The organism is Bathymodiolus japonicus methanotrophic gill symbiont (assembly GCF_019721995.1).
Classification (GTDB): domain Bacteria; phylum Pseudomonadota; class Gammaproteobacteria; order Methylococcales; family Methylomonadaceae; genus Methyloprofundus.
In genome coordinates, this window is the sequence record NZ_BLYC01000048.1 from 1 (window position 1) to 22,610 (window position 22,610).

Annotated in this window: 23 protein-coding genes and 3 pseudogenes; 14 read left to right on the plus strand and 12 right to left on the minus strand. The window is 37.6% G+C overall.

All coding sequences use genetic code 11. From position 1 onward, the window contains the following. The 5 genes from K6984_RS26175 to K6984_RS26195 form a co-directional block, all read left to right on the plus strand. Window positions 1–1,330 (plus strand): DEAD/DEAH box helicase (locus K6984_RS26175; RefSeq protein WP_221898079.1); only part of this gene is annotated, 1,330 nt, incomplete at its 5' end. After that, window positions 1,317–1,685, plus strand: coding sequence for a hypothetical protein (locus K6984_RS26180; protein ID WP_221898080.1), 369 nt, complete (start codon window positions 1,317–1,319; stop codon window positions 1,683–1,685). The genes K6984_RS26175 and K6984_RS26180, both read left to right, overlap by 14 nt. Window positions 1,686–1,783: 98 nt before the next feature. Next, window positions 1,784–2,230 (plus strand): hypothetical protein, encoded by a 447-nt coding sequence (locus K6984_RS26185; protein ID WP_221898081.1) that lies wholly within the window; start codon window positions 1,784–1,786, stop codon window positions 2,228–2,230. Window positions 2,231–2,696: 466 nt separating this feature from the next. Beyond that, window positions 2,697–2,921, plus strand: coding sequence for a hypothetical protein (locus tag K6984_RS26190; RefSeq protein WP_221898082.1), 225 nt, complete (start codon window positions 2,697–2,699; stop codon window positions 2,919–2,921). Window positions 2,922–3,095: 174 nt separating this feature from the next. Continuing rightward, complete coding sequence (locus K6984_RS26195; RefSeq protein ID WP_420831721.1) at window positions 3,096–3,902, plus strand: VapE domain-containing protein; 807 nt, start codon at window positions 3,096–3,098, stop codon at window positions 3,900–3,902. A gap of 1,064 nt (window positions 3,903–4,966) precedes the next feature. Here the strand turns inward: K6984_RS26195 and K6984_RS26200 are convergent. After that, on the minus strand, window positions 4,967–5,833 hold the full coding sequence (locus tag K6984_RS26200) for a hypothetical protein (RefSeq protein WP_221898084.1): 867 nt from the start codon (window positions 5,831–5,833) through the stop codon (window positions 4,967–4,969). Window positions 5,834–5,967: 134 nt separating this feature from the next. After that, window positions 5,968–6,117 carry a hypothetical protein gene (locus tag K6984_RS26205; RefSeq protein ID WP_221898085.1) on the minus strand — a complete coding sequence of 50 codons (150 nt, stop codon included), beginning with the start codon at window positions 6,115–6,117 and terminating at the stop codon, window positions 5,968–5,970. A 143-nt stretch (window positions 6,118–6,260) separates the two neighbouring features. Between K6984_RS26205 and K6984_RS26210 the strand changes: the two genes are divergently transcribed. The 6 genes and pseudogenes from K6984_RS26210 (at window position 6,261) to K6984_RS26230 (ending at window position 10,952) form a co-directional block, all read left to right on the plus strand. Further along, entirely contained in the window at window positions 6,261–6,503 is a 243-nt protein-coding gene (locus tag K6984_RS26210; protein ID WP_221897617.1) for a hypothetical protein, read from the plus strand. Beyond that, window positions 6,500–7,135, plus strand: a complete 636-nt coding sequence (locus K6984_RS26215; protein WP_221898086.1) for a P-loop NTPase family protein — start codon at window positions 6,500–6,502, stop codon at window positions 7,133–7,135. The genes K6984_RS26210 and K6984_RS26215 overlap by 4 nt, the downstream gene beginning before the upstream one ends. A 360-nt stretch (window positions 7,136–7,495) precedes the next feature. Then, window positions 7,496–8,181 (plus strand): IS6 family transposase gene (locus K6984_RS26220; RefSeq protein WP_420831722.1). Its coding sequence is split into 2 segments (ribosomal slippage): window positions 7,496–7,933 and window positions 7,936–8,181, totalling 684 coding nucleotides; the frame shifts between segments, so codons are not numbered across the junction. A 132-nt stretch (window positions 8,182–8,313) separates the two neighbouring features. Further along, the gene (locus tag K6984_RS35065) at window positions 8,314–8,442 is read left to right on the plus strand and encodes a hypothetical protein (RefSeq protein WP_263458596.1); all 129 of its coding nucleotides are present in this window, start codon (window positions 8,314–8,316) and stop codon (window positions 8,440–8,442) included. Window positions 8,443–8,581: 139 nt separating this feature from the next. Then, a pseudogene (locus K6984_RS31745) lies at window positions 8,582–8,683 on the plus strand (IS200/IS605 family transposase); the annotation flags it as partial. 100 nt (window positions 8,684–8,783) lie between these two features. Further along, window positions 8,784–10,952 (plus strand): AAA family ATPase, encoded by a 2,169-nt coding sequence (locus tag K6984_RS26230; protein ID WP_221898088.1) that lies wholly within the window; start codon window positions 8,784–8,786, stop codon window positions 10,950–10,952. Window positions 10,953–11,220: 268 nt separating this feature from the next. Here K6984_RS26230 and K6984_RS26235 read toward each other — a convergent pair whose 3' ends face one another. Further along, window positions 11,221–12,225: a DNA cytosine methyltransferase gene (locus K6984_RS26235; protein ID WP_221898089.1), complete on the minus strand. Its 1,005-nt coding sequence runs from the start codon at window positions 12,223–12,225 to the stop codon at window positions 11,221–11,223. After that, on the minus strand, window positions 12,222–13,286 hold the full coding sequence (locus K6984_RS26240; RefSeq protein WP_221898090.1) for a HindVP family restriction endonuclease: 1,065 nt from the start codon (window positions 13,284–13,286) through the stop codon (window positions 12,222–12,224). The genes K6984_RS26235 and K6984_RS26240 overlap by 4 nt, the downstream gene beginning before the upstream one ends. Window positions 13,287–13,642: 356 nt before the next feature. Here K6984_RS26240 and K6984_RS26245 point away from each other — a divergent pair. After that, window positions 13,643–14,055, plus strand: a pseudogene (locus K6984_RS26245) (DNA cytosine methyltransferase); the annotation flags it as partial. A 267-nt stretch (window positions 14,056–14,322) separates the two neighbouring features. Here K6984_RS26245 and K6984_RS26250 read toward each other — a convergent pair. The 6 genes from K6984_RS26250 to K6984_RS35070 all read right to left on the minus strand — a co-directional run bounded on the left by K6984_RS26250 (window position 14,323) and on the right by K6984_RS35070 (window position 19,709). After that, complete coding sequence (locus K6984_RS26250; protein ID WP_221898091.1) at window positions 14,323–14,715, minus strand: AAA family ATPase; 393 nt, start codon at window positions 14,713–14,715, stop codon at window positions 14,323–14,325. A 7-nt stretch (window positions 14,716–14,722) separates the two neighbouring features. Next, complete coding sequence (locus K6984_RS36685) at window positions 14,723–15,016, minus strand: AAA family ATPase (protein WP_420831723.1); 294 nt, start codon at window positions 15,014–15,016, stop codon at window positions 14,723–14,725. Next, window positions 14,937–16,559, minus strand: coding sequence for an AAA family ATPase (locus tag K6984_RS26260; protein WP_221898093.1), 1,623 nt, complete (start codon window positions 16,557–16,559; stop codon window positions 14,937–14,939). The genes K6984_RS36685 and K6984_RS26260 overlap by 80 nt, the downstream gene beginning before the upstream one ends. Window positions 16,560–16,605: 46 nt before the next feature. After that, window positions 16,606–17,772 (minus strand): IS3 family transposase, encoded by a 1,167-nt coding sequence (locus tag K6984_RS26265; protein WP_087870166.1) that lies wholly within the window; start codon window positions 17,770–17,772, stop codon window positions 16,606–16,608. A 221-nt stretch (window positions 17,773–17,993) separates the two neighbouring features. Then, window positions 17,994–19,292, minus strand: a complete 1,299-nt coding sequence (locus tag K6984_RS26270; protein WP_221898094.1) for a transposase — start codon at window positions 19,290–19,292, stop codon at window positions 17,994–17,996. Between the two features lie 282 nt (window positions 19,293–19,574). After that, window positions 19,575–19,709 (minus strand): hypothetical protein, encoded by a 135-nt coding sequence (locus K6984_RS35070; RefSeq protein ID WP_263458760.1) that lies wholly within the window; start codon window positions 19,707–19,709, stop codon window positions 19,575–19,577. A gap of 893 nt (window positions 19,710–20,602) precedes the next feature. On the opposite strand from K6984_RS35070, the gene K6984_RS26275 reads away from it, so the two are divergent. Then, window positions 20,603–21,391, plus strand: a complete 789-nt coding sequence (locus tag K6984_RS26275) for a virulence-associated E family protein (protein ID WP_221898095.1) — start codon at window positions 20,603–20,605, stop codon at window positions 21,389–21,391. Here the strand turns inward: K6984_RS26275 and K6984_RS26280 are convergent. Together K6984_RS26280 and K6984_RS35075 are read right to left on the minus strand one after the other, a co-directional pair. Then, window positions 21,380–21,562, minus strand: coding sequence for a hypothetical protein (locus tag K6984_RS26280; protein WP_221898096.1), 183 nt, complete (start codon window positions 21,560–21,562; stop codon window positions 21,380–21,382). The genes K6984_RS26275 and K6984_RS26280 overlap by 12 nt on opposite strands. 27 nt (window positions 21,563–21,589) lie before the next feature. After that, complete coding sequence (locus K6984_RS35075; protein WP_263458596.1) at window positions 21,590–21,718, minus strand: hypothetical protein; 129 nt, start codon at window positions 21,716–21,718, stop codon at window positions 21,590–21,592. Window positions 21,719–21,940: 222 nt separating this feature from the next. On the opposite strand from K6984_RS35075, the pseudogene K6984_RS26285 reads away from it, so the two are divergent. Beyond that, window positions 21,941–22,486: pseudogene (locus tag K6984_RS26285) on the plus strand (IS6 family transposase); the annotation flags it as partial. Window positions 22,487–22,610: the final 124 nt, after the last annotated feature.

A 22,610-nucleotide genomic window follows, 5' to 3' on the forward strand; every position in this document is an offset into this window, starting at 1 on the left:
AGGCGACAAGGATCAGACTCTACTGGAGATTATCGAGAGTATTCCGCTACCAGTACCAGAGAAGGCAGTTTATTCTATTATTGCGAAAGCCGTACAGGCTCACCCTATAACCTCATATAAGGACACTATAACCGCGCTAGAAGATAGGATGGGATGTGAGCTGTCAGGTAGTCACAAATCATGGCTTAAAAAGCTACTTAGGGAGCAGGACGAGGCTACGAGCAAATTACATACAACGACCTGTAGCCTGCCTGTATTCAACATAAACAGCGATGACGCAGCAAAAAGGATGCTGTCGGAAGGGAAGGGGTCTATTTTTCTTGACAAGCGGTCAATGGGGTCAGGTAAAACTTTATTCACCGCGTTATTATGGAAATATCTCCAAATGAACAATAAAGCTTTTGGCTACATTGCTCACCGTGCATCAATTATTACGGCCACAGCAAATAGGTTAGATATTGAGCATTATAATGAAGTTAGTCCGGGGGAGTTGGTCCAGGCATTGGCCGCCTGTGTGAATAGTGCAGTAGGAAGGGAGCATTTATTAAGCTTCTTTCGGCAGGCTGACTGTATTGTACTGGATGAATTTAAGCAGATAATTGAACATATCGTGCGAGGTCCCTTTAAGAATAGATCAGAGGGCTATGATTTGTTAATTGATATTATTAAGACTGTCCCGGTGGTTTATGTTGCTGATGCTGATATGAATGACCGTATGATTGAGATATTAAAAAGCACAGGTAAGCCAATATTTCAGATAAAAGGGGACGAGCGAAAACCAACTGTAATAATACAGCACACCACCCCCAAAATTGCTAAAAGCGAATTTCTAAACCATGTGAAAGCGGGTAAGACTGGCTTGTTCCAATGTGATTCTCTCAGAACTGCTAATATTGCCTATGAGGATGCTAAAGCGACAGCCCCCGCAGAGTATAAAATATTGCTGGTACACGGAAAGAATAAAGATGAGTTTGAACAAGCGGCTTACTTAAGGAGTCCTAATGAAGTTGGCAAGCAATATGATTTAATAATTTTGACACCGGTTGTATCTAGCGGGTTTTCTATCGAGCTTGAATATGATTTTCATGTGGGTGTATTTAGTGGACAGTTATCACCTACTGAAATAATCCAGACTTTGGGACGTAACAGAAAGGCTAAGGATATTATTCTTGGACTCTCACTAAAGCAAAAACCGAAATCCTTGAGTGTCACCGAACAACTAACAGGCATCGTATTGGCCGAAGGTCGTATGACATCTAAAGGTGGCCAGCTAATACACGTGCCAAACGAGTTTGACAAAGTAGCTGCGGGGGGTCATGGAAGAGTATGAGAGTTCTTGCGAACGCTTTGCACATACAACGCTCTTAATATTGATGCAAAAGGGTTATCAGGTTGAAGAGCTGAAAGAACCAGAGAGCCTGATTATTATCAAAGGAACGGCTAAAGCGGTAAAGGATAAGCATATCCAAAACGTGTTTCACGCGGATTCTATTTCCGCTATTGAGTACGGTAATTTAAAAAAGTCATCGAAAGTTACAGAATCCGATCACAACGCAATAGAGAGGTTTGAATGTAGAGAACAACTAGCACTCGGAGAAGAGGTTTCAGAGAAGGATATTCAATTGTGGGATGGTGGAACGATAGGACCTGTCCTCAAGAGATTTGAGATAGTAAACGAAGTCTAGGTAATACGCAATCACTAGATGAATTTGAGAACGCAACGAGGATAGCCCCTAAAGACCGGACTTATGCCACTAGCCAAATAATAATATTCCACACAGTTATGAGCTTATTACAGGGCAAGAGTCTACAGCCCCCGTATTCATTGAAAAAGCGGACAGATAAGCTATCTATAACAAACAACAATGTTTATCTGTCCCCTTCCCCCGAAAACACGGGGATATCACTACAGCGTTATGATGCGGAGCGAATAACAGCCGCTATTGACTTTTTGCAAGCCAATTATCAAGAGGTACACGCAGCAGGGCTAGGCAATTTCAAGGCTGTTAATCGAAAGTTAGACACACGTACATTAGGACAATTTTTAAAGAGATTCGGGCTGAAACATAAGCGCGTAGGCAAAAACCTCGCCGGGAATTACCAGATAACTGAGGACTCATTAATTCAAATGCAGGATATTAATAAACGCCGTAAAGCAAAGAAAATCAGTGCCTTTAATCGGGCGTGGGGGTGGCATAACCAAAAAGAACAAACAAAGATGGCTGCCTAAAAAAGGCATCGAAAGTTTCAGAACTAATATGAAGGGACAATAAAGATAGTCCCTAAAGACCGGACTTATGCCACTAGCCAAATGATAATATTTTATTCAGTTATGAGTTTATTACAGGGCAAGGGGATACAGTCCTCGTATTCATTGAAAAAGGGGACAGATAAACTGTTTATACAACACAACCTATTTATCTGTCCCCTTCCACCGCAAACACGGGGGGGGGGGTATCACTACCCAGAGGAGTCAACAACACAACCCGAGGTTGGCTTGACTGAAGAGCAGCTTGCGAGTTATGCCTTTAAGAAGATTTGGGCAGGAGGTGAACTACAGTCTGCGTAGTAAACTCTAAAAATGGAATAGGTAGATGTAAAACCACCTATCTATTCCATCCTAATAAATGTGGAGGCATGAAAAGCGACAGAACTTAGATTAATAAATAAATTAACACTGCAAAGGATATAGAGAAATGGACAAAAAAACACCCCTGCTGCACCCCGGAGAACGTGGAGAACTTGAAGGGCTGATGAAACGCTTTGGCGTGGATGCCTGTTATGATGAAATGTTGAACGCACCCGCAATTAAAGGCGTTCCCGGGGTAGAAGGGAATGAACTGAAAGACTTGGTAGCGTACACCAAAGTTATTTGCAGGAACTACAAGCTTAGCAGGACGATTGTTGATGAACAGTTATAATCCATCATTAAAAGTAATGTTATTAATCCCGTTAGAGATTGGCTTACAGGTATTACACGCACCAAGACAAATAACCCAGTCCATGAACTTGTAGATAACTTGCCAGTGGAAGATAAGGAATGGGTTAAGGTCGCTATGTATGGATGGCTAATACAATGCTGTGCGGCCGCTGATATGGCAAAGCATGAAGGTAAGCATCCAGATGCTATCCCCAAATATGAATGTGTGCTGGTGCTAGGTGGAGATCAAGGACTCCATAAAACTTCATTTATTAAATACCTACTCCCTGCGGAACTTCATAAATACATAAAAGACTCTGTTCGCCTAGATACAAAAGACCGGGATTCTATGCTTAATATTATTAGGTGTTGGATACCTGAACTTGCAGACCTAGGCCCTGCGTTGAAGAAGAAAGGGCTGCCCGAGTTAAAAGGATTTTTGGCAAAAGAGGTGGATGAAATAAGATTAACGTACGCTAGAAAACCTACAGTCATACGTAGGCATGTATCGTGTATGACTTCTGTTGAGGGAGAATATCCACCCAAAGGTGCTAGGTGGGATAGAAGGCTTCTACCCGTTATTGCTAAAGGTCGGTTAGATTATCCACGTATTTCTAATTTTGATTATACAGACTTGTGGGCGTTTATATGGCATGCCTATACACATGGAGGGCAATGGTGGCTTACGCCCGAAGAAGAGGCTCTACGTGCGGAAATCTTAGGCTATCCTGACAATAGGTCATTGAAAGATATAGTTTTGGAGGTGTTTGAGTTTACTGCTGACAAAACTGGTGAGGTACTTAGTAATAGAACAATTAAAATGACTAACTCCGAGATAATCAATGAGTTGCCTGAGAGTATAATAACTAACAGGTCGAACCAGATGGCTGTAAAAAAAGTGTTAACGGGTCTTAATGTGAAGCACAATAGGAGGGCTTATTTTATGCCGCCTTTAAGTAAGGCTGATAGCTCAACCCATTAGAGTCAGATTCCCTTGTATTTTCTTATATAAGGGAATATGAATATACCGGATATACGCTAAAAAAAGTTACTTTCCCCTAGGGCTGAGAGTCTGCTAAATTAAAGGTCTACTCAAATTGCTCTGATGAACAAGCGATTGGTTATATTATACAGTTTAAGGGATTGCAGTAATTAAACCCAAAGGGAAACTATGGTTTTCCCAACCATGATAATTTATCCTAATTGAGCAAGAAATTGATTTCATTCACGTTTAATAATTAGTTGAAATGAAGTCATACGCGTGTTATCCCCAAAGAGGAGTAACTATAAAACCCTAAATTGTAAATGTAATGATTTCGTATAAATATCCATAGGTTGTACGTGACAGTAGCCCTAGTCTTTGATTATAAAAGGATTATAGGCATAGTACAATCTATATTAGATTGCACACTAAGAAGTTTAAAAAGTTACTTCCTCCCTAGGGTAAAGAGTCCCCATAATACTGTTGCTTGTTGCAATAAGCCAACCCTTTATTTTGGAATGGCTTACCGTTTAATCTTTGTTTTCTGTAACACTCGATGTTCAAGTTTTTTAACTGATTGATTTTATTTATAATTTTACTGATAAAGAAAGCATCAACATCATTGTAAATCAATCACTTATAAAACAAAGCCGGAAAAATTTACTTTTCTTAGCCCAGTTATAGCTGAAAACTTGAACATCGAGTAACAGCTATAACAAACCACTACCACACACCCAAATTAGTCAATCGCTTATTGGGGGGCATGTAAGCCCCTTAAAGACCCACAAAAACCTTTAACGGGCATGTATGATAGGGGTTAGCTGTTAAAGCGCCTTAAAAGCGATATAAAACGCCTTAGCGCGAAGAGCTGGCGCGCCATGTGTACTGTGAGTTATCCTTTTTAGAGTACTCGGATTCAATTGTAAAAACATCAGGCGCGCCCAAGATAGAAGATTACAGATACGATAAAAAAGTTACTTACCTCCTGGGCGAAGAATAAAAACAGGTTCATAACCAGGTTTACACAAATACGTATCTTTTGCGACAGAACCCGCCTGTGTGCTTTAACCCGCTGGGATAGATCGTGCCAATTCTAGGAGTCTCTGTCTCACCCCCTCATCCTTAGCCCCGTTTTTCTCAACATACAGTGTGTAATCTTTTGAATCCGTTACCCAAGAGACTAAAGATACAGCGGCCCCTGAATTACTCACATTAACTCTGTATTCCGCAGGTACACCGTGAACCTCCTCATTAATTAACTCCTCAGTCATTTGTATGCGACCTCCACTCGTAATATAATCAACTTCACTCAGTTTCACTACTCCCAAATCATCGAATTTATAAAAACGGTCTATATCTGTCCATTTTCCGTCATGATTAGAGCCTCCAGTGTGTGCGCCAATTAGTTCCCCATCATCAAATGGCGTACCCTCTAAGTTTGCGGGTTCTTTAACCAGTTGGTTAGCGGCTTCGTCATAAGATAACATCAGATGTTTAAATCTAGACTCAAGGGACTCTAGAAATCGTACGTACATCTGATTCCTCAACTGACGCGTATCCCTCGTCTCTGCCATCTCTTCAACAGCCTTCTTTGTCAGATCTTTAAATAGTTGAGGTATTGGTTGGTCTTTATATGAAACTATTGAAACCCCCTCCTCCATCGTATCAAAAGAGGGACTTGCTAATGGATCATTTAAGTCTAACTCTTCATGATCATGATCAATCTCCACATGCACCTTTGGTTTGCTAGGCACCTCTGGGACATAATCAGTAAAGGTTTCTCTGACAACCTCAGCAGTCCGTGGTTGCTTAGTCTCACTTACTGGTATATCAGGTTTATTGCCCCAACCTGATAATGCATAAGCTGTACCAAATACCAACAGCAATGCAGGTATAATAATAACAATAACGTGTTCTTTGTAATATGCCATCTTCTCATCCTCTATATTTTTAATGAAACTAGTGAATCCTAGTTTCACATGGTCATTTATCTATACTAATTAAAAATTACAACTGTTACTCGATGTTCAAGTTTTTCCATCCCATTGCCATCAAACTCTTACCTTCACCCAGCAGAACAATACTTTAATGATGCTGTTGGCCCTAAGCGCCCGCTGAAAACCATGGAAACGGAGCTTAGCGAAGTGGTGATTTTTAGCCCCTGATAGGCGACAGGAGTCCCGGAATTTCGTGAGGTAGCATGGCGCGCCTGCACTACAAAAAAATAGGATTATTTTCTTATTCATACTTTCATATTACGTGTATTGATATGCCATAAACAACATGTATACTATAACTTTCATAAAGTATGAAAGTAGCATCATACCTTCATGCTTTTGTATATTGAAAGGTGAGGCAATGAAAAAACCAGACATAAAAAGTTTAGACGGGCTAACGCCTGATGATGCTTTTACACAGACAGCACAGGCCGAGAGTGACAAGGGGCAAAAGGCAGCGAAAAAAACCTTTTCTCTACAGCAAAGGGATATTGACTATATCAATGCTCAAGCCGTGATAATGGCGCAAGAGGTTGGGAAAGTTGTTAGCGCAAGCGAAGCCCTAAGATATATCATTCAAAGAGACAGGAGCGCGAAAGTATGAAAGGTATAGTAATAGTTGGAACTAAGGGCGGAGTAGGGAAAACTTCTATAGCCCATCTTTTAGCGTTAGGCGCAGCATGGAAGAATACCCCTGCTTATTTAATGCACACAGACGACAGAGAGCCTATAGAGGTTAATGGGCGGCCTTATATGTATTATGATGCAAGAGAACCAGAAACCCTATCTACTCTAATGGGTGCAGCCATTAATAGTGATGGTTTTTGCATTGTTGATAGCGGAGGTAATCGCCCCAAGTTTGATAAATGGATAGCGGAAAGCGTTGATCTTGTTTTAATGCCTGTTATCCCAGACCCCGAAGGCGTGGACATGGCAATAAAACATATGCAACAACTAGAAGAGTACGGGGCTAAAAATGTAAGGTTCATTATGAATATGGTATCAAGTAATGAAAATGAACATTTACGCGACTTTAGGGAATATTTTTCTAAGCTTCCAGAGGGGAAGATTATCGGAAAAATTAAGAAAGTGGCAGCCGTTAAACGATTACGAGAAAGTGATATAGAGCCTTTTAAAACGCCGCCTAGTAATGTTAATAACCTATCAAGAGTATTATATTTTACCGTTAAAGCAGCCCTTGAGAAAATCGAAGGAAAAGAAATAGAAGCGGAATAGCATGAAGGTATGATCATTCTTTCATACTATCTTACTTTAATTTGTTTCAGGTCGAACCAATGAACCGTAAACGAACCATTCAAAAGGAGGTCATAGCATGATTGAATTATCAAAGGCATGTGTTATCAACTGCAACCTGCAAACTCTTTGCCATTCGTTGCGATCTAGCCACATAAAGAGCCATGTGGGGAGACACACACCTCAAGGGTTATAAGGGTGTATTTTTGTGATAAAACGCCTGTATACGCCACTAGGTTTGCTTTTCCTAACCACGCCCTTTTTATGGTTCTGTCGCATAAATCCCCCCTTCCCGACGTTATCTGCTATCATAATTATCAATTTCAATAAAAGGTGGATCACATGCTCAGCTTCAAAGGCACTCACTTTCCAAAAGATGTCATTCTTTATGCTGTTTTCTTTTATGTCAGGTATGGCGTTTCGTATCGCGACCTTGAAGAAATTATGGAAGAAAGAGGTGTTGAAGTGGATCATGCTACGCTCAATCGTTGGGTTATCCGTTATTCTCCTGCCATTGCTGTAAAAGCTAAATCTCAGAAACGAGAAACCAATAAATCGTGGGGCATGGATGAAACGTATATCAAATTGAAGGGGCAGTGGACCTATTTATACCGAGCTGTTGATAGTCACGGGGATACGCTTGATTTCATGCTTTCTGAGCACCGTGATGAAGAGGCTGCAACCGCATTTTTCAAACAAACGATTAACAATAATGGCTTTCCTGATAAGGTCGTTATGGATAAAAGTGGCGCTAACTATGCAGGATTAGCCAATATTAACCTCTTGTTAATCCTCGCTGGGTTTGCCACTATGATTTCGACATATTACAAGTTAAATATTTGAATAACATCATCGAACAGGATCATCGCTTTATCAAAAAAATAACAAAACCGATGATGGGCTTTAAAGCGTTTCACTCCGCCCAAGCAACAATTGATGGAATTGAAACGGCACATATCATCCGAAAGGGGCAATTGTCTGAGGAAAATATTCCTGCTTATAAGCAGTTTATGGCTTTAGCAGGATAGTTATGCCTGAAGACCAGGAGTCTGAGCTTTTGATAATTATTGCGACAGAACCAATTGATGCCCGCAATGTGTTAGCAGATGGCGAAAAAGAGGAGTTCGACAGAAGAAAAAAAAGTCGGGGAGTCGCTATTTTTGCGAAAGCTTGTTTTGGGCATCCCAGCCCAAGCAAGCAGCAAAAACTTAACGCGACCACTTATGCCTCCGGCGGCCCCGATTCGTCCTCGTCACCTCGTCCCGACCCAACAAGGGGTCGGAACATAGGCTCCAAATGACTTGACGCCGTGTCGGATGGCCTTTTATTTTGTCTCCACCTTCGCTAACGCTCAGACTCCGACAAAACAACGGCCCTACGGCTATCGCGGACTAAAAATCTTCACTTCGCTAAAGCTCCGTTTCCAGGATTTTCAGCGGTGGTCATACAGTTACGCGATTCACGGCTCACTTGGTAGCGGTAACAAAGTATCGATATCCGGTATTAAAGGGCGATATTAAAAAGCAATGTCTTCAGGCAGAGCCTTACGCCCAACTCCACGTCCTTAGGACGTGGTTTAATTTTAAATAAATATATTTTAGCTTCCAATCTAGGCTTGCAGGATTTAGGTATGATTAATTCAATCTCTATGCAAGGAGTAGCGAGTTTTCAAGACCCTACCCCTGTAGTACTCGATACAAATAAAAAAATAGTACTGTTTTACGGTCATAACGGTACGGGTAAATCAACGGTAGCAAGATACCTTCAAGATAAAAAACATAATAAATATAGCAATTGTAGTTACGAGTTACCCAACGCTCAAGATTATCAAATATTAGTTTATAACACTGACTTTGTAGACAAAAACTTCTCTGAAGGTAGCTTTCAGGGAATTTTTACTTTAGGTGAAGCGAACGTAACGGCTGAACAAGCTGTAAGCACCGCTGAAGCAGAAATAAAAAAATTAGAAAAACAAAGAAACCAAGCCAAACAAACTCTAAAACTTCATGAAGAGGAAAAAACCACACAAGAAAAAGCCATTAGAGATAAATGCTTTGAATCCAAAAGAAAGCATGAAAAAAAAGACTTAGATCACTGCTTAAGTGGTTTTAAAGCCTCGGCAGTTACGTTTTATGAAAAAATTATAAAAACAGACCTGATAGAAACACCTGAGTACACGTTTGAACGTCTAGCGACTGATTCTAAAGAACTAAATAGTAAAAGTGCGACACAAAAAAACTCGATTCCGAATCTAGTTTTAGACCTAGCTTCGAGCGAATCAGCTACTATTTTAAATGAAGTTATTGTTGGTTCTAGTGACAGTTATTTAGCTACGGTAGTCAATAAACTTCAAAACTCTACCTGGGTAAATAAAGGGCGTTTTTATATCGATGACGCTGAAGGAAAATGCCCTTTTTGCCAACAAGCTATTGATGATGAATTAATTACAAATATTAATAATCTTTTTGATGTTTCGTATAAAGATAAAAAAGGTGAGTTAGAAACTCTACAGAGTGGATATAAGAAAGAAATTGAAACCTTAAACGGGACACTATCAGGAACTGACTATACAACGCTTAACGATACAAAATTAGACCTAGCTAAAGAGAAACTTTCAGGTATGCTTCAAGCAAACCTTACGAAACTGAATCAAAAGATATCAGATCCAAGTATTAAAATCACCCTAGAATCTACTACTGATTTAGTACAACCAATTAATGATATTATCGATGCTTATAATGTAGATAGAGAAAAATTTAACACTAGATTATCGAATAAAGAAAATTCACTCGCCGATATTAAACAGAAGTTTTGGTCTTTGGTTCGTATTGAGTGCGACGCAGCTATCAAAGATCACAAGACTACAATCGAATCAATAGATACTGATATTGCAACTGCTGGAACTGAAGAAAAAACCCTCACTACAGCTATTCAATCTCAAAAATATATTATTACTAATAAACATAAAATAATTACCAATATTGAGACATCTACAACCAATATAAATAATAATATGAAGTCGATAGGTTTAGAAGGTATTGAGATTAAACAACATCCATTAAATAGTAATCACTATTACCTTTCTCGTGATATTTCTTCTAGCGATAATGATGTATATAAGTCGCTTAGTGAAGGTGAAAAAACACTTATTACTTACCTCTACTTTTTAGAATTATGCCAGGGTAGTGTAAATAGTAACGACACTACCCAGGATAATAATAAAATCATTGTGGTAGATGATCCTATATCGAGCCTTTCCCATAATTACATTTATGAAATAGGAGCTCTCACCCATAAAAAGCTTATAAAAGACGACAAATATGCACAAGTGATATTACTCACCCACAGCCTTTATTATCTACATGAAATGATTAGATATTTACCTAAAAAAAGGTTTGATTATAAATTGTTTAGATTTATTAAAAACACGAATAGTGATATTGCTCCTATGAAACCAAGTGATATACAAAATGATTACCAGTCATACTGGCAGGTTATAAAAGACGCTCAAAATGGAAGTACTAATAATATTGTTTTACCTAATATCATGAGAAATATTCTCGAGTATTACTTTTCTTTTGTTCATAAGGAAGAATGTTTAAAAGGCGTACTAAATGCACTCGAAGAAAGCGACACTGATTTCTCTCCTTTTTTCAGGTTTATTAATAGAGAGTCTCACCATGATTCAGTAAATATTACCGACCTCGGAGAGATTGATTCAGGTAGGTTTATTAATAAATTTAAAGAAGTATTTATTAAAACTGGTTTCGAAGAACACTACAATAAAATGATGGCTTAATCTTTTCATACTTTGTAACTACTCAGCGTATTTTTTTAACTTTAAAAATAAAACAATACCTTCGCCAAAATGAAAATACACTCATTTTTATGAATTTTACAGCCTATAAGCGATTGATTTATATAGGTGTAAGATTGTCATTTTTGGCTTAAATTAAAATTGTCGAAGGTATTGATTTCCTATAATTTTAACTCATACAACCACGATGTAGCAAGTTTAGCTGTAGCCAAGACTTCTAATAAGCCTTTTAGACATTTTCAAATGGGGTTTAGAATGTGTGGTTTAATTGACGCTTACTTCTATGTAGTGCTGTACTAGGTATTTCAAATGGAATTTTATCAAAAAGTGAATTCTCCTCAATAATGTTTTCATCTTGCTTATGTTTTAAATATTCTAAAATACCAGATGCAACAAATTCTGCTAATTTAACTGGAACTGCATTTCCTATCATTTGTTCTAGGTTAGTTTTTGTTCCATTAAAATTAAATGTTTTTGGAAATGTTTGAATATAAGATCTTTCTATTGTTGTTAATGGCCTAACCTTTTTAAGAATTGCTCTACCAGGGTCTCCAGAATGTTTGTTATAGCCTGATGGAACTGGCCTATTAACTCCTCGGACAGTTGGGCTTGGTTCATCTATAGAGAATATTCCTCTTCTACTATAGTTTCGTGGATGTCGATAGTAAAATTCGAGATTCAATGACTCGCCTAAATAATCCCTTATAGTCATTGATTTGTCAGATAGATTTTTTAAATATATTTTATTAAGTTGGTTATGTTTTCCTGCTAACTCCCCTATCATAAAAAATCGATTCCGTGCTTGAGGAACGCCGCAATATGATGCATTTAATATGAATGATGATAAACCGTAACCATAATTAATTAGTTGTTCAGATATTTCCTTAAGAATATGGCTTTTTCTTATTCGCTCAACATTCTCCATTACAAACCATTTAGGCTTATAAGAGCCTACAATATTAGCAAAATGATATGTTAAATCAGCTCTCCCTAAAGTTTCATCACGTTTTCCTGCTGATGAAAAGTCTTGGCACGGAGGGCCGCCAATAATCATTTCTGGAGAATAATTTCTAATTATTTTAAGAGTTCCTTCTTCGTCAGTAAGGTCATATAAGTGGCATGGATGCTTGAAATTATTTTTATAAACTTCAACTGCTTTATCCCAGTTATCAAGTGATGCCAGTATTTCTATTCCTGCATTATAAAAACCTAGACTTAAGCCACCGCACCCAGAAAATAAATCAACACACTTCATATTGAAAATAACTCAGATGAATTATAAATAATTGCGTCAAACCTTCTTTCAGGGCTCAAAAGCTCTTGTCCGCCACCCAATATAATATTTTTAATCTCTGTTTTTTTTATCAATGGTGTTTCCAACCTTTTACATGCCATAAACTTATTTGTTACCTTTCCAGATGATGCAAAAGCTTTATCATTTTTTGTATTATAAGATAAATTATCAATTATTTTATGATGATTGAATTTACCATTTGTAGATATATCCAATAGCATTCTAAACAACCAAACAGCTGTTCTTGTTTGTCTATTTATTTTTGTTGCATTTGGATTTGTATCAGCTATTTCAGTTATAAAATGAATAAATGCAGAATCACTCCAAAAAAACACATCAAGGCAATTTTCTGCTAACTCTGGTGATTTCCCCTTTGTTTTCCATATCGGTTGAAGTAAAAATGGAGACTGTTTATCCTCCAAAGAAAGAAAAACATCTCTTAATGATTTAATGATTTTAGGAATAAAAGGCAAAACTTGTCTCGCATCAGACCAGTCTTGGATATAAATACTATTATCTATCGCTCCGGTTATACCCTTTTGTCCTAATCCTTTAGCTACGCTACAAGCTAAATAAACAATAGTGTCAGGTCTTACTACCATTTCACTCCCATACTTCAAATCATCAAGCTTATGAGTAGAATTATCTGGTAAAGCTGTTAACTTTATTTCAATTCCAGCCAAACACTCTCCAGTACCTTTTTTCTGTATTACCAAGTCTGTCCTGGGTAAAGATCCAATGACATATTGCTGAAACGGCGAATGTAAGGATTCAAACGCAAAATAGACATTCTCATCTAAAGGATCAATACCAAAGGCACTTTTAACAGATAAGTTAAAACACCCTAAAAAACCATTATTTGTTGAAAGATAATTTACTTCCTCATTAATTGAATGAATGTAACAACAAAGAGATGCTGGAAAAGATGAATTAAACTGGTTCTTACCCCAAGAATCTTTTACCGTAAAATCTCGATTTGAATTTTTTAAGCCAAATAAACTAGGCTCCTCTCTTTTTCCCATTTTATTTTTTCAGTTAAAATATTTATGTTTGTTAATCTGATTTTCTACCTAATGTTTGAAAAAAGTGGAACAGATTTTTGCTCCTCTGCTAACACTTAGATTCCGACAAAACAACGGCCCTACGCCTACTGAGGACTACCAGCCATAGCTAACAGCGTAGGACGGTAACACAAAATACTTGCCGCCACTTGTTGATGAAATAGTATCCATCGGAGCAACTGTCCACTTCCATAGAGTTATATCCAAAGATTTATTAAAAATACTGTGCCGTAAAGCAATACCTTCGCCAAAATGAAAATACACTCATCTTTATGAATTTTACAGCCTATAAGCGATACCTTAGGCCCTGTAGAACCTATCGACATCCACGAAACTATAGTAGAAGAGGAATATTCTCTATAGATGAACCAAGCCCAACTGTCCGAGGAGTTAATAGGCCAGTTCCATCAGGCTATAACAAACATTCTGGAGACCCTGGTAGAGCAATTCTTAAAAAGGTTAGGCCATTAACAACAATAGAAAGATCTTATATTCAAACATTTCCAAAAACATTTAATTTTAATGGAACAAAAACTAACCTAGAACAAATGATAGGAATGCAGTTCCAGTTAAATTAGCAGAATTTGTTGCATCTGGTATTTTAGAATATTTAAAACATAAGCAAGATGAAAACATTATTGAGGAGAATTCACTTTTTGATAAAATTCCATTTGAAATACCTAGTACAGCACTACATAGAAGTAAGCGTCAATTAAACCACACATTCTAAACCCCATTTGAAAATGTCTAAAAGGCTTATTAGAAGTCTTGGCTACAGCTAAACTTGCTACATCGTGGTTGTATGAGTTAAAATTATAGGAAATCAATACCGTCGCCAATTTTAATTTAAGCCAAAAATGACAATCTTACACCTATATAAATCAATCGCTTATAGTCTGTAAGATTCATAAAAATGAGTGTATTTTCATTTTGGCGAAGGTATTGTTTTATTTTTAAAGTTAAAAAATACGCTGAGTAGTTACAAAGTATGAAAAGATTAAGCCATCATTTTATTGTAGTGTTCTTCGAAACCAGTTTTAATAAATACTTCTTTAAATTTATTAATAAACCTACCTGAATCAATCTCTCCGAGGTCGGTAATATTTACTGAATCATGGTGAGACTCTCTATTAATAAACCTGAAAAAAGGAGAGAAATCAGTGTCGCTTTCTTCGAGTGCATTTAGTACGCCTTTTAAACATTCTTCCTTATGAACAAAAGAAAAGTAATACTCGAGAATATTTCTCATGATATTAGGTAAAACAATATTATTAGTACTTCCATTTTGAGCGTCTTTTATAACCTGCCAGTATGACTGGTAATCATTTTGTATATCACTTGGTTTCATAGGAGCAATATCACTATTCGTGTTTTTAATAAATCTAAACAATTTATAATCAAACCTTTTTTTTAGGTAAATATCTAATCATTTCATGTAGATAATAAAGGCTGTGGGTGAGTAATATCACTTGTGCATATTTGTCGTCTTTTATAAGCTTTTTATGGGTGAGAGCTCCTATTTCATAAATGTAATTATGGGAAAGGCTCGATATAGGATCATCTACCACAATGATTTTATTATTATCCTGGGTAGTGTCGTTACTATTTACACTACCCTGGCATAATTCTAAAAAGTAGAGGTAAGTAATAAGTGTTTTTTTCACCTTCACTAAGCGACTTATATACATCATTATCGCTAGAAGAAATATCACGAGAAAGGTAATAGTGATTACTATTTAATGGATGTTGTTTAATCTCAATACCTTCTAAACCTATCGACTTCATATTATTATTTATATTGGTTGTAGATGTCTCAATATTGGTAATTATTTTATGTTTATTAGTAATAATATATTTTTGAGATTGAATAGCTGTAGTGAGGGTTTTTTCTTCAGTTCCAGCAGTTGCAATATCAGTATCTATTGATTCGATTGTAGTCTTGTGATCTTTGATAGCTGCGTCGCACTCAATACGAACCAAAGACCAAAACTTCTGTTTAATATCGGCGAGTGAATTTTCTTTATTCGATAATCTAGTGTTAAATTTTTCTCTATCTACATTATAAGCATCGATAATATCATTAATTGGTTGTACTAAATCAGTAGTAGATTCTAGGGTGATTTTAATACTTGGATCTGATATCTTTTGATTCAGTTTCGTAAGGTTTGCTTGAAGCATACCTGAAAGTTTCTCTTTAGCTAGGTCTAATTTTGTATCGTTAAGCGTTGTATAGTCAGTTCCTGATAGTGTCCCGTTTAAGGTTTCAATTTCTTTCTTATATCCACTCTGTAGAGTTTCTAACTCACCTTTTTTATCTTTATACGAAACATCAAAAAGATTATTAATATTTGTAATTAATTCATCATCAATAGCTTGTTGGCAAAAAGGGCATTTTCCTTCAGCGTCATCGATATAAAAACGCCCTTTATTTACCCAGGTAGAGTTTTGAAGTTTATTGACTACCGTAGCTAAATAACTGTCACTAGAACCAACAATAACTTCATTTAAAATAGTAGCTGATTCGCTCGAAGCTAGGTCTAAAACTAGATTCGGAATCGAGTTTTTTTGTGTCGCACTTTTACTATTTAGTTCTTTAGAATCAGTCGCTAGACGTTCAAACGTGTACTCAGGTGTTTCTATCAGGTCTGTTTTTATAATTTTTTCATAAAACGTAACTGCCGAGGCTTTAAAACCACTTAAGCAGTGATCTAAGTCTTTTTTTTCATGCTTTCTTTTGGATTCAAAGCATTTATCTCTAATGGCTTTTTCTTGTGTGGTTTTTTCCTCTTCATGAAGTTTTAGAGTTTGTTTGGCTTGGTTTCTTTGTTTTTCTAATTTTTTTATTTCTGCTTCAGCGGTGCTTACAGCTTGTTCAGCCGTTACGTTCGCTTCACCTAAAGTAAAAATTCCCTGAAAGCTACCTTCAGAGAAGTTTTTGTCTACAAAGTCAGTGTTATAAACTAATATTTGATAATCTTGAGCGTTGGGTAACTCGTAACTACAATTGCTATATTTATTATGTTTTTTATCTTGAAGGTATCTTGCTACCGTTGATTTACCCGTACCGTTATGACCGTAAAACAGTACTATTTTTTTATTTGTATCGAGTACTACAGGGGTAGGGTCTTGAAAACTCGCTACTCCTTGCATAGAGATTGAATTAATCATACCTAAATCCTGCAAGCCTAGATTGGAAGCTAAAATATATTTATTTAAAATTAAACCATATAGCACCCCAAAGAGTCAAGACAGATTTTTCAACAATCCTTATTCCATATTCCTAAGCCGCTTCATTCTGCTGTTCATTAGCTAAAATACTTTCTCTATATACATTCATTGGTTTTTTATAGTCCAGGGTTTCATGAAACCGTTGATGATTATAAAACTCAATATAGTCATCAACATCTTCTATTAACGCTCTAATTGAACCATATTCATTTAAATAAATACGCTCACATTTTGCACTTCGCCAAAACCGTTCAATACAAATATTATCCGTTGCTCGTCCTTTTCCATCCATAGAAATAGTAATGCCTTTGTTTTTTAGTCGTTGGGTATGAATTTCACTGGTGTATTGACTGCCTTGATCCGTATTAAAAATTTCAGGTGTTCCGTAGAGAGAAAGCGCTTCATCTAATACATCCATAACTAAAAAAGAATCCATTGTGTTTGATATTTTATGGGCGAGCACTGCTTTTGAGTGCCAATCAATAATCGCCGCTAAATAAACCATCCCTTCTTTGGTTTTAATATAGGTTATATCTGTACTCCAAACTTGGTTAGCGTGTGATATATCAAGATCTCTAAGCTTATAAGTATATTTTTTATGTTCTTTTATGGGGATCGTTGTATTGACTTGTTTTACCGCTAATACGGCTTTCAAGCCCATCTGCTGCCGATAACTCGCCACCGTGTTTAAACTGACTTTAAAACCACCTTCAAGCAACTGCTGGTGTACTTTAGCCGCACCATAAATAGGGATGTCTTTAAAAATGTGATTAATCTGAGTTTTGATCTCTTCTTTCTTTTTATTCTCTCTTTTTTTGTAATAGAGATTGCTTCTATTTAATCCTAATAATGCACACTGCTGTGTTAGAGGTAGAGTGTTAAGCTTGGGCTCAATCAACTGTTTTCTATCAGATGAGTCCAAGCTTTTTAGCTTTTTTTCGAGCCACTCCTTTTCAACCGTCATTTTTCCTACGATTTTTGTGAGCATCTCATTTTGTTCTTGAGCTGCTAATAGATCCTCTTTGTAATCTTTAACGGCTTTGGAGGGCTCCATTGCTATTTCTGCATTGTCTAAGAATATTTTTTTCCAGTTTTGTAGGTTCTTAGGTGTGATGTTATTTGCACTGGCAATTTCTTGCAGTGTTTTTTCATTCTTTAAAACTTCTAATACCAACTTGCTTTTAAATTCAGCACTGTAGACCGTTCTTTTTCTGCTCATTTTAATACTCCAATTTTTTACAAATAGTAACTAATTTGGAATAAGATTGCTTTGATTTCTTGTCTGGATTTGCTGGGGGATTATACTGACTGCATATTTCTGCTATTTCCTGAATTTCGTGCCTTGTAAAATTTTAGTCTATACTTAAGAGTCATCAATAATATTCGGCACTATAAGGCGTATTCTGGCATGATGATTCTTAATTCTTACTTTACAATTCATCAGTGTTCCCCTATCAATTGATGCCGTGAAACTAACCTCGCCACAAGAGAGCTCATAAAGCACTGTAAAGACATTCCTGTTATTATTGCGTTTTGAACTGCCCGAATGGTATACGAGCTGATACGAGATATTCTTGCCTGGAAAAATAATGGATTCACAAAACGATCTCGTTTTTGAGCCTGTTGCTGCCTTATCTCCAGAGCCTCGCTATATTTTTTATCCGATGGATGAATCAATTCTGGCTGTTGTGTTTTTGAAATCTCTTCAAACACGCGCATTAAATTATAGCTCATTGCAGTCAGGCGCATTTGATTTTCAAGTGAGCGGGTATTGGAAGACCAAGCTTTAGTTTCCTTGAAATTACTTTTAGTGTTATTGAATGTCTTTTCAATCGTCCATCGCTTGAAATACAGCATGGCAATGGTTCCAGGGTTAATAGTCATTGGCAAGGTTGTCACAAACCGGTGAAGTTTTCCGGTTTCTGGATCACGGTAATCCACCACGTTAAATTTGATGCCCTTGTTTTCGTACACACTGTATGCTTCAACCCCTGTATTGATCTCATGGCGGGAGTCAAAAGGGATAGACTCAACCAGAGTCGCAATTGAATTTTCTTTTAGCATTGAAATCATGTAATTAGCATGTCGTTTCTGCCGATCCCACCAGACAAAGTCGGTGACGGCTTTATCGTAGACATAGAGATGTTTCTGAGAGCTGTTATTTCCCTTGTTTTGCTTTTCAATATGATCTCGTAACACAGGTATTTCTTGATGCCTCTGAGTTCCGTTTGTCACCAGACAAAGAAATCTGAGCAACCCACTTCTGAGATTCAACGCGTAAATCCCCCCGGCCGCATAAACTTTCCCCTTGCTGTTTTTTTCAGTATGGCAGGCATGATCAATAAAATGTCCATCCGCTGCTTCTATGGTGTATTCGTCAAGTTCTGGGAATGCTTTAAGATAATCAATGCCTTGCGATAGCAGTGTTTCAGAGTGAAGATGGTAGCTCTGCTGTTCAAATGCCTCAAGCATACTTGTTCGTCTATGCGACTTCAGTGATTTAAAATACGTTGAGTGGGGAAGCAGCTGGCCATAAATCTGTTCATTGGTTTGGAGGAAATGGCGACCACTATCGACTACACTGATACAGCGTAATAACCCAAGGCGAATAAAGTCGATATCCTTCAACTCTGGGCATGAACGAGCCCACAAAGGATGACGCTCTGCTAACAGGGCACGTTCCATACTTTCATTGCAGTGTTGGTGAATATGTTCAGAGAGTGGTAGGTCTTTAAGCATGGGTGATATCCGTTTATGAGGTGATTAAAACGGAAATTTTTAGAAAAATTTTTTCGGCAATTGCAAGCTTTATTTGAAATTATTTGTTGTTTTTTTACGGTGCCTACAGAGTGTCTATTTGCTGTTATAAGTGATTAAAATCAAAAAGATGGAAATATTCGAGTGGTGCTACCTTCAGGTAGGTTATAGGCTGCTTTGTTTAGGTACTTCTTCTTTCAATGGGAACACTGATGATCACGGACTAAAAATCATCACTTCGCTTAGGCTCCGTTTCCCTGATTTTCAGCGAAAGTCGATATCCTTCAACTCTGGGCATGAACGAGACCACAAAGGATGACGCTCTGCTAACAGGGCACGTTCCATACTTTCATTGCAGTGTTGGTGAATATGTTCAGAGAGTGGTAGGTCTTTAAGCATGGGTGATATCCGTTTATGAGGTGATTAAAACGGAAATTTTTAGAAAAATTTCTTCGGCAATTGCAAGCTTTATTTGAAATTATTTGTTGTTTTTTTACGGTGCCTACAGAGTGTCTATTTGCTGTGATAAGTGATTAAAATCAAAAATATGGAAATATTCGAGTGGTGCTACCTTCAGGTAGGTTATAGGCTGCTTTGTTTAGGTACTTCTTCTTTCAATGGGAACACTGATGGGTTTTATAGTTACTCCTCTTTGGGGATAACACGCGTATGACTTCATTTCAACTAATTATTAAACGTGCATGAAATCAATTTCTTGCTCAATTAGGATAAATTATCATGGTTGGGAAAACCATAGTTTCCATTTTGGTTTAATTACTGCAATCCCTTAAACAGTATAATATAACCAATCGCTTGTTCATCAGAGCAATTTGAGTAGACCTTTAATTTAGCAGACTCTCAGCCCTAGGGGAAAGTAACTTTTTTTAGCGTATACTCGATATATGAAGATTCCCTTATATAAGAAAATACAAGGGAATCTGACGGTTCTGTCGCAAAACCCAAAAACAGCCTATTACCTACGATCATAAGATTAAATTTCAGCCAAAGAAGGTTCGCATGTTCAACTAGAAAGGGTGTGACTTTTCAAGTGATTATTCTCGCGAATGTCATATGGTACCTGACTTTCCCACTAGTTGATCGGATGGCCTGAGAAAGTTTTTCTCCTAGAGGATGTCTTATCCATTGGTTGCATAAAAACAGGTTACAGTTGATTTTCACACAAATATTTATTTTTTGCGACAGAACCGACGCAGGGCGTTCAGGGCATCTCCCATTCGCTGCGTAGGTGAACGAATTATGGCGACAGGAGTCCCGGAATTTCGTGAGGTAGCATGGCGCGCCTGAGTTCTGATGGAGGGGATGCTGTTCTCAATCATAAAATTCAAACAAACTTTCAGATAAATATAGTTTCTGCTGTAAAAGGACATATTTTACCCGCTTTATATAAGCTTCAGGATGAGCATTCAGTTACCCTGACTGTTTTAACCTCTCTATGTGAGTGCTCGGTATTAGTTCCTAAAGACAGAGAAAATTTAACCGCTTACGCTTTGTGGTTGGGTTTTAATCGTGATTTTGGTAATGCTATAGAGGTGGATGAAATAAGATTAACGTACGCTAGAAAACCTACAGTCATACGTAGGCATGTATCGTGTATGACTTCTGTTGAGGGAGAATATCCACCCAAAGGTGCTAGGTGGGATAGAAGGCTTCTACCCATTATTGCTAAAGGTCGGTTAGATTATCCACGCGTTTCTAATTTTGATTATACAGACTTGTGGGCGTTTATCTGGCATGCCTATACACATGGTGGGCAATGGTGGCTTACGCCCGAAGAAGAGGCTCTACGTGCGGAAATCTTAGGCTATCCTGACAATAGGTCATTGAAAGATATAGTTTTGGAGGTGTTTGAGTTTACTGCTGACAAAACTGGTGAGGCACTTAGCAATAGAGCAATAAAAATGACTAGCTCCGAGATAATAAATGAGTTACCTAAGAATATAATAAATAACAGATCGAACCAGATGGCTGTAAAAAAAGTGTTAAAGGGTCTTAATGTGAAGCACAATAGGAGGACTTATTTTATGCCGCCTTTAAGTAAAGCTGATAGCTCAATCCATTAGAGTCAGATTGGTTCTGTCGCAAAAAATAAATATTTGTGTGAAAATCAACCGCTGAAAATCAGGGAAACGTAGCCTAAGCGAAGTGAAGATTTTTAGTCCGCGATAGCCGTAGGGCCGTTGTTTTTTCGGAGTCTGAGCGTTAGCGAAGGTGGAGACAAAATAAAAGGCCATCCGACACGGCGTCAAGTCATTTGGAGCCTATGTTCCGACCCCTTGTTGGGTCGGGACGAGGTGACGAGGACGAATCGGGGCCGCCGGAGGCATAAGTGGTCGCGTTAAGTTTTTGCTGCTTGCTTGGGCTGGGATGCCCAAAACAAGCTTTCGCAAAAATAGCGACTCCCCGATGTAACCTGTTTTTATGCAACCAATGGATAAGACATCCTCTAGGAGAAAAACTTTCTCAGGCCATCCGATCAACTAGTGGGAAAGTCAGGTACCATATGACATTCGCGAGAATAATCACTTGAAAAGTCACACCCTTTCTAGTTGAACATGCGAACCTTCTTTGGCTGAAATTTAATCTTATGATCGTAGGTAATAGGCTGTTTTTGGGTTTTGCGACAGAACCGTTATTCGCCCGACATTGCTGTAAAAGCTAAATCTCAGAAACGAGAAACAAATAAATCGTGGCGCATGGATGAAACGTATATAAAAGTGAAGGGTCAGTGGACCTATTTATACCGAGCTGTTGATAGTCACGGTGATACGCTTGATTTTATGCCTTCTGAGCGCCGTGATGAAGAGGCTGCAACCGCATTTTTCAAACAAACGATTAACAATAATGGCTTTCCTGATAAGGTCGTTATGGATAAAAGTGGCGCTAACTATGCAGGATTAGCCAATATTAACCTCTTGTTAATCCTTGCTGGGTTTGCCACTATGATCGACATATTACAGGTTAAATATTTGAATAACATCATCGAACAGGATCATCGATTTATCAAAAAAATAACAAAGCCAATGATGGGCTTTAAAGCGTTTCACTCCGCTCAAGCAACCATTGATGGAATTGAAACAGCACATATGATCCGAAAGGGACAATTGTCTGAGGAAAATATTCCTGCTTATAAGCAGTTTATGGCTTTAGCAGGATAGTTATGCCTGAAGACCAGGAGCTCTGCGCTTTTGATAATTATTGCGACAGAACCGTATTTTAATATAGACTCTAACACGGGTGTTGTTTCCCTCTCTAAGTTAGCACCGCCGGACAAATCTGTTT

Bases quoted from the DNA above. Each gene is read 5' to 3' on its own strand.
- K6984_RS26180 (WP_221898080.1), top strand. From the start codon at position 1,317: ATGGAAGAGTATGAGAGTTCTTGCGAACGCTTTGCACATACAACGCTC.
- K6984_RS26185 (WP_221898081.1), top strand. From the start codon at position 1,784: ATGAGCTTATTACAGGGCAAGAGTCTACAGCCCCCGTATTCATTGAAA.
- K6984_RS26190 (WP_221898082.1), top strand. From the start codon at position 2,697: ATGGACAAAAAAACACCCCTGCTGCACCCCGGAGAACGTGGAGAACTT.
- K6984_RS26195 (WP_420831721.1), top strand. From the start codon at position 3,096: ATGGCAAAGCATGAAGGTAAGCATCCAGATGCTATCCCCAAATATGAA.
- K6984_RS26200 (WP_221898084.1), bottom strand. From the start codon at position 5,833: ATGGCATATTACAAAGAACACGTTATTGTTATTATTATACCTGCATTG.
- K6984_RS26210 (WP_221897617.1), top strand. From the start codon at position 6,261: ATGAAAAAACCAGACATAAAAAGTTTAGACGGGCTAACGCCTGATGAT.
- K6984_RS26215 (WP_221898086.1), top strand. From the start codon at position 6,500: ATGAAAGGTATAGTAATAGTTGGAACTAAGGGCGGAGTAGGGAAAACT.
- K6984_RS26230 (WP_221898088.1), top strand. From the start codon at position 8,784: ATGATTAATTCAATCTCTATGCAAGGAGTAGCGAGTTTTCAAGACCCT.
- K6984_RS26235 (WP_221898089.1), bottom strand. From the start codon at position 12,225: ATGAAGTGTGTTGATTTATTTTCTGGGTGCGGTGGCTTAAGTCTAGGT.
- K6984_RS26240 (WP_221898090.1), bottom strand. From the start codon at position 13,286: ATGGGAAAAAGAGAGGAGCCTAGTTTATTTGGCTTAAAAAATTCAAAT.
- K6984_RS36685 (WP_420831723.1), bottom strand. From the start codon at position 15,016: ATGATGTATATAAGTCGCTTAGTGAAGGTGAAAAAAACACTTATTACT.
- K6984_RS26265 (WP_087870166.1), bottom strand. From the start codon at position 17,772: ATGAGCAGAAAAAGAACGGTCTACAGTGCTGAATTTAAAAGCAAGTTG.
- K6984_RS26270 (WP_221898094.1), bottom strand. From the start codon at position 19,292: ATGCTTAAAGACCTACCACTCTCTGAACATATTCACCAACACTGCAAT.
- K6984_RS35070 (WP_263458760.1), bottom strand. From the start codon at position 19,709: ATGCTTAAAGACCTACCACTCTCTGAACATATTCACCAACACTGCAAT.
- K6984_RS26275 (WP_221898095.1), top strand. From the start codon at position 20,603: ATGGCGCGCCTGAGTTCTGATGGAGGGGATGCTGTTCTCAATCATAAA.
- K6984_RS26280 (WP_221898096.1), bottom strand. From the start codon at position 21,562: ATGGCCTTTTATTTTGTCTCCACCTTCGCTAACGCTCAGACTCCGAAA.